Genomic DNA, 6,216 nt, shown 5'->3' on the forward strand with positions numbered 1-6,216 from the left:
CGTCTCGCCCGTGTTGTTAGCCCTCCCTGCGAAAGCGCGTTTTGCTGCTTATACTTTGGCAAACGGACATATTCAGGGAGGCGTTAAGTGAAAAAACTCACCGATAAGCAAAAATCCCGTCTCTGGGAGCAGCAGCGTAACGTCAATTTTCAGGCCAGTTGTCTCCTTGAAAAGGGTCATGGTCCTTCAGATCCCCAGATTGAGACGCTGGAACTTGGGCCTTCAGCGCCTGGGTTGCCCCATCTGTGCCTTATTCACCGCCATCTGTATCGTAGAGAGATGAAACGGGCAGGTGAATACCGTACGGACGATATTTTCAAAGGGGACATTCCTTTTTGCCATTTCGAATACATTGAGAAGATGGGCAATGAATTGATGTCGGCACTGGAAAGCGACCGGTACCTGGTGGGTCTTCAGAAAGAGGAGTTTATCGAGCGGATAAGCCATTACTATTGTGAAATCAATATGCTGCATCCTTTTGCCAGCGGTAATGGCATTGCGCAGCGTGTTTTCTTTGAACAGCTGGCGATCCATGCGGGTTACCTGCTGGACTGGCGCGATATCGATCCTGAGCAGTGGGTCGCGGCTAACCAGAGCGGCGCAACGGGAGATTTGTCCGCCCTGAACGCTATCTTTGCCAAAGTAGTGAGCGAAGCGCGGGAATCTGAGTAGAATAGGGCGGCATTTTTTTCGGGAGCCGCCATGATTCTGCTGATTGATAACTACGATTCCTTCACCTGGAACCTTTACCAGTATTTTTGTGAACTGGGTGCAGAGGTGGTTGTCCGCCGTAACGACGACATCAGCCTGACCGAGATTGACGCGCTGTCCCCAAAGAAAATTGTTATCTCGCCGGGGCCGTGTACCCCATCGGAATCGGGTATTTCTCTGGATGTGATCCGCCATTACGCCGGCAGGCTGCCGATTCTTGGCGTCTGCCTTGGCCATCAGGCCATCGGGCAGGTGTTTGGCGCCACCATCGTCCGTGCTGCCAGGGTGATGCACGGTAAAACCTCACCGGTTACCCACACCGGCACGGGCGTGTTTAGCGGGTTAAATAACCCGTTAACCGTCACGCGCTACCATTCTCTGGTGATTGACCCGCCGACGCTGCCCGACTGCTTTGAGGTGACCGCCTGGAGCGAGACGCAGGAGATCATGGGCATTCGTCATCGTGAATGGGATCTCGAAGGGGTGCAGTTCCACCCGGAGAGTATTCTCAGCGAACAGGGGCACCAGCTGCTGGCTAATTTCCTCAATCGCTGAATATCTGTTGCCTTGCTGTGATTTTTTATGCATATTTTGTGATTATATTTTCACAATCAATGTGACATAAAATGGATGGTCATGACATGGCAACTGAACAATCTGCAATTACCCGCGCGACATTCGATGAAGTCATTCTGCCGATTTATGCACCGGCCGAGTTTATCCCGGTAAAGGGAAAAGGCAGCCGCGTCTGGGATCAGCAGGGGAAAGAGTACGTGGATTTCGCCGGGGGGATTGCGGTGACGGCGCTGGGGCATTGCCATCCTGCACTGGTCGAGGCACTGAAAACCCAGGGCGAAACCCTGTGGCACACCAGCAACGTCTTTACCAACGAACCGGCATTGCGCCTGGGGCGCAAGATCATTGACGCGACTTTCGCCGAGCGCGTGCTGTTTATGAACTCCGGGACCGAAGCCAACGAAACCGCCTTCAAGCTGGCGCGCTACTACGCTTCCACACGCCACAGCCCATACAAAACCAAAATCATCGCTTTCCATAACGCTTTCCACGGTCGTTCACTGTTTACCGTTTCCGTTGGCGGCCAGCCGAAGTATTCCGACGGCTTTGGTCCGAAACCCGCCGATATCATTCATGTGCCGTTTAACGATCTGCATGCGGTGAAAGCGGTGATGGATGATCATACCTGCGCGGTCGTGGTTGAGCCGATTCAGGGTGAAGGCGGCGTGACGGCGGCAACGCCGGAATTCCTCAAAGGGCTGCGCGCGCTGTGCGATCAGCATCAGGCGCTGCTGGTGTTTGATGAAGTCCAGAGCGGGATGGGGCGTACCGGCTCCCTGTTCGCCTATATGCACTACGGCGTGACGCCGGATATTCTGACCAGCGCCAAAGCGCTCGGCGGCGGCTTCCCGGTCAGCGCGGTGCTCACTACCCAGGAGATCGCTTCCGCGTTCCACGTTGGCTCTCACGGCTCCACCTACGGCGGAAACCCGCTGGCCTGCGCCATCGCCGGTGCGGCGTTTGATATCATCAATACGCCGGAGGTATTAAGCGGCGTTCAGGCGAAGCGCGAGCTGTTCGTGAAACATCTGCAGCAGATCGACGAAACGTACGACGTCTTCAGCGAGATCCGTGGCATGGGACTACTGATTGGCGCTGAGCTGAAGCCGCAGTACAAAGGCCGCGCACGCGATTTCCTGCACGCCGCTGCTCACGAAGGAGTGATGGTGCTCAACGCCGGCCCGGACGTGATGCGCTTTGCGCCGTCGCTGGTGGTCGAAGAGAACGATATTGAAGATGGATTAACCCGCTTTGCTGCGGCGGTCGCGAAGATCGTTAAAGGCTAATACTCGGTTCGTTTTAACCGCCGCGTTAACCAGATGCCATGATGCGGACGCTGACGCCATGCCACCGACGAAATGGTGTGCATGGTGTTCAGATGCCCCAGAATGCGCTGTAGATGCTGCTCCAGGGTGCTCATTGGCCCGTGGGTGAGCGTTTCCGGCGCTTCCAGAATGTTCGAATCCCCCGATTCACCCGGCGCGTCATACTCCAGACGCTGCTGACACCGCTGCAGGGCAATCTCACACGACTGCAAATAGCGCTGCGCCAGGTCCGGCGTCAGCATGGTATGTTCACGCGCCAGCGTGGTCATCGCGTTGATATGTTCGACGATGAACTGACTGTGCGTTACCCAGAGCTTCATATCCGCCAGATAGTGCGAGTTAAAGCCGGGCTCCTGCATCGCCTGATTCAGCGAGTTGAACAGGGCGTTATGCGCCTGGTTGACCTTCATCCGCTGATACGCCAGCGGGGAGGGCTGCGGATCGTCGCTCAGGATCAGGCGGATAGCCTGCTGGTCGGCCTCCAGCGCGTCGTGGGCGTTCTGCCTGAGCAGGCCGCTTTGCCATTGTGGCCACAGCCAGACCATACCACCAAAGGCAATCAGACAGCCAATCAGGGTATCGATAAGCCTGGCGACAATAAACTGTTCGCCATTGAGCGTAAGCAATTGCAGGGTGTATACCGCCGTGACCGTAAAGCCCACCATCGCCCAGCCGTAGTTTTTGCGGATGATCAGGTAGCTCACCAGGGTAATCAATAGCATGCCTGCCAGCGTATAGCCTTCCGGCACGTGGAAGTGCAGCGTTACGCCCGCGATAATCAACCCCGCCATGGTTCCGCCCGCCCGGTGCAGAATACGCACTCGCGTGGCGCCGTAGCCGTTCTGGGTAACAAACAGTACCGTCATTAATATCCAGTAGGGTTTGGGCAGATGCAGCGCCATGCCCATCAGGCTGGCGATGCTCAGCATCACGCTAATCCGGGCGGCGTTGCGCAGGGCGGAAGATTTAAACGAGAGATAGCTTTTAAGCGCAGGCAGCAGCGGCAGGCGCTTTTGCTTATCCGCCATCAGATCGCGGGGATAGAGCGGGCGCTGGGTACGCAGGACGCGGGCAATACGGCTGAAGTGCCAGGCGGCAAACTGGCCTACCGGGTTATCCTCATGCTGGCGGGCGATTTTCTCCAGTGCGCCGAGCTGCTTGTCCATGTTAAAGCGGGTGGGGTAACGGTGATAAAGAATGTCGTCGGCCAGTACCCGCAGGCGTGCGGACACGGTCTGCGCGTTCCAGCGGATCACCGCTTCGGCATGGCTGCGCTCCACCAGCTTTTGCACCTCCTTCGGGTGGTGCAGGCTCACGGAGATATGCTCCTGCAGATCCAGCCCCACCTGGAAGGTGCGCAGCAGCCGTTTATATTCGTGGTTCTTGTTGGCGGCCAGCATATGCAGTTGCTGGTAGCACTGGCTTATCAGATCCACCACCTTCTGCTGGCGCGTCAGCAGCGGCGGCAGCGATTTTTCCGGGTCGGTATGCTGGGTCAGCAGTGTGTATTTGGCTTCGCAGTACTTCGCAAGCTGGACATAGAGCAGGCTCAGGGATTCACGCAGCGGCTGTTCCCGCCACAGCCAGAACCAGAACCAGTTAAACAGGCCATACCATAGCGTACCGAGGGCGTAGATCAGCAGCGGCTCCCACACCGGCATATTACCTGCGAGACTCAAGGTAAAGATGGCCGCGATGAGTGAGGCGGGCAGTAACCGCGCGTGCAGCGAACTGATTTCGGCGGTCACCCCCAGCGTCATCGCCAGCACGCTCAGGATCAGCGGCAGCGGAATATCGCGGGCCAGCAAAAGCTGCACGGCCAGGCTACACCCGGCAAACAGCGAACCGCCGATAATCAGACGTTTGAAAAAACGCTTATGCGGGGTGTCGAGACCGGCAATGTTGCAGCAGGCGGGAACCAGTGAAAACAGCAGCCCCTGCTGAAGATGCCCAAGGATCAGGCCCACGGCCACAGGAAGGCACAACACCAGCGTTTGTCGCAGTGCGTAGTTAACTTCCGGGTGATAAATTAGCCTGCGCCACATGGGGAGTAGAGACAAAAACGGCGTGACACCTTGCGATGGCACGCCGTTTTATCGGGATTAACGGGTTCCGTAAACCACGATGGTTTTACCGTGGGCGGAGATCAGGTTCTGATCTTCCAGCATTTTCAGGATACGGCCCACTGTTTCACGGGAGCAACCGACGATCTGACCAATTTCCTGGCGGGTAATTTTAATTTGCATGCCGTCAGGGTGGGTCATAGCGTCTGGCTGTTTCGCCAGGTTCAGCAGGGTCTGCGCGATACGGCCGGTCACGTCCAGGAAGGCGAGGTTACCCACTTTCTCTGATGTCACCTGCAGACGGCGAGCCATCTGCGAAGAAAGACGCATCAGGATGTCAGGGTTAACCTGAATCAACTGACGGAATTTCTTGTAGGAAATTTCAGCCACTTCACATGCTGTCTTTGCACGAACCCAGGCGCTACGTTCCTGGCCTTCTTCAAACAGGCCCAGTTCACCGATAAAATCGCCCTGGTTCAGATAAGAAAGGATCATCTCTTTCCCTTCTTCATCTTTGATCAGCACTGCCACCGAGCCTTTGACGATGTAATACAACGTTTCCGCTTTTTCACCCTGGTGAATCAGCGTGCTCTTCGATGGGTACTTATGAATGTGGCAATGAGACAAGAACCATTCGAGAGTCGGGTCTGTTTGCGGTTTGCCAAGCACCATGCGCTGTTATCCTCTGTTATAAGCTGTCACCAGAGTCATAAGATGCATCCGGACTCTGGGGTTGCAATCGAATTCTTACCCATACCTGGGAAGTCGGCTGTCGTAACGTTTCGCAGCCAGTAAAGTTTGATGTCCTCTGCATACATGTGTAACGTCAATGTATTACTGTAGCATCCAGAGTGTTTTAGCATAGCTTTCGCCGCGTGTCTCCTGGTGTCTCGCTTCAGCATGACGCAGGTCGCCTTCCATTGCGAGAAATGTAACGCACGCGTAATCTGTCACCAAAAATGCAACGTTGGAGCTAATGAATATGCAAGCGCGCGTGAAATGGGTAGAAGGTTTAACGTTCCTGGGCGAGTCCTCGTCGGGACACCAGATTTTGATGGACGGTAACTCCGGCGATAAAGCACCCAGCCCAATGGAGATGGTGCTGATGGCGGCAGGGGGATGCAGCGCGATTGACGTGGTGTCGATTCTGCAAAAGGGCCGTCATGATGTGACCGACTGTGAAGTCAAGCTCACGTCAGAACGTCGCGAAGAGGCGCCACGCCTGTTCACGCACATTAACCTGCATTTTGTTGTCACCGGGAAAGCGCTGAAAGATGCTGCCGTCTCACGCGCGGTGGATCTGTCTGCGGAGAAATACTGCTCTGTGGCGTTAATGCTGGAGAAAGCGGTAAAAATTACCCATTCGTATGAAGTGATCGAGGCGTGATTGATGGGGCATCGTGCGTGTTGATGCCCTCACTCTAACCCTCTCCCACCGGGAGAGGGTTACCCACAAAATAATGCCTGCACGGAGGACCCCCTCTCCCTTGAGGGAGAGGGTTGGGGTGAGGGGGAACATATGGCTGTAGAGGTCATTCCGT

6 protein-coding genes are annotated in these 6,216 nt (G+C 55.7%); 4 read left to right on the forward strand and 2 right to left on the reverse strand.

Annotated elements, in window-relative coordinates; translation table 11 throughout:
* Nucleotides 1-87 precede the first annotated feature (87 nt).
* The 3 genes from ACMWKA_RS17020 to argD all read left to right on the forward strand — a co-directional run bounded on the left by ACMWKA_RS17020 (nt 88) and on the right by argD (nt 2,573).
* Complete coding sequence (locus tag ACMWKA_RS17020) at nt 88-672, forward strand: putative adenosine monophosphate-protein transferase Fic (RefSeq protein WP_013099060.1); 585 nt, start codon at nt 88-90, stop codon at nt 670-672.
* Between the two features lie 30 nt (nt 673-702).
* Nucleotides 703-1,266, forward strand: a complete 564-nt coding sequence (gene pabA / locus ACMWKA_RS17025; protein ID WP_040022682.1) for an aminodeoxychorismate synthase component 2 — start codon at nt 703-705, stop codon at nt 1,264-1,266.
* An 86-nt stretch (nt 1,267-1,352) separates the two neighbouring features.
* Nucleotides 1,353-2,573 carry a bifunctional acetylornithine/succinyldiaminopimelate transaminase gene (argD, locus tag ACMWKA_RS17030; RefSeq protein ID WP_014833535.1) on the forward strand — a complete coding sequence of 407 codons (1,221 nt, stop codon included), beginning with the start codon at nt 1,353-1,355 and terminating at the stop codon, nt 2,571-2,573.
* On the opposite strand, the gene ACMWKA_RS17035 is transcribed toward argD, so the two are convergent.
* Nucleotides 2,570-4,657, reverse strand: coding sequence for a YccS/YhfK family putative transporter (locus ACMWKA_RS17035; RefSeq protein WP_414760444.1), 2,088 nt, complete (start codon nt 4,655-4,657; stop codon nt 2,570-2,572). The two genes, argD and ACMWKA_RS17035, sit on opposite strands and share 4 nt — an antisense overlap.
* A gap of 57 nt (nt 4,658-4,714) precedes the next feature.
* Nucleotides 4,715-5,347 (reverse strand): cAMP-activated global transcriptional regulator CRP, encoded by a 633-nt coding sequence (gene crp / locus ACMWKA_RS17040; RefSeq protein WP_000242758.1) that lies wholly within the window; start codon nt 5,345-5,347, stop codon nt 4,715-4,717.
* Nucleotides 5,348-5,657: 310 nt separating this feature from the next.
* Here crp and ACMWKA_RS17045 point away from each other — a divergent pair, with 310 nt between their 5' ends.
* Nucleotides 5,658-6,062: an OsmC family protein gene (locus ACMWKA_RS17045; protein ID WP_028027906.1), complete on the forward strand. Its 405-nt coding sequence runs from the start codon at nt 5,658-5,660 to the stop codon at nt 6,060-6,062.
* Nucleotides 6,063-6,216 lie beyond the last annotated feature (154 nt).

Source organism: Enterobacter sp. 03-F-07-AD-ECC (assembly GCF_047530935.1).
Lineage (GTDB): Bacteria > Pseudomonadota > Gammaproteobacteria > Enterobacterales > Enterobacteriaceae > Enterobacter > Enterobacter cloacae.

Excerpts from the sequence above, each read along its gene's own strand:
- pabA (WP_040022682.1), top strand. The coding sequence starts at position 703 with ATGATTCTGCTGATTGATAACTACGATTCCTTCACCTGGAACCTTTAC.
- argD (WP_014833535.1), top strand. The coding sequence starts at position 1,353 with ATGGCAACTGAACAATCTGCAATTACCCGCGCGACATTCGATGAAGTC.
- ACMWKA_RS17035 (WP_414760444.1), bottom strand. The coding sequence starts at position 4,657 with ATGTGGCGCAGGCTAATTTATCACCCGGAAGTTAACTACGCACTGCGA.
- crp (WP_000242758.1), bottom strand. The coding sequence starts at position 5,347 with ATGGTGCTTGGCAAACCGCAAACAGACCCGACTCTCGAATGGTTCTTG.
- ACMWKA_RS17045 (WP_028027906.1), top strand. The coding sequence starts at position 5,658 with ATGCAAGCGCGCGTGAAATGGGTAGAAGGTTTAACGTTCCTGGGCGAG.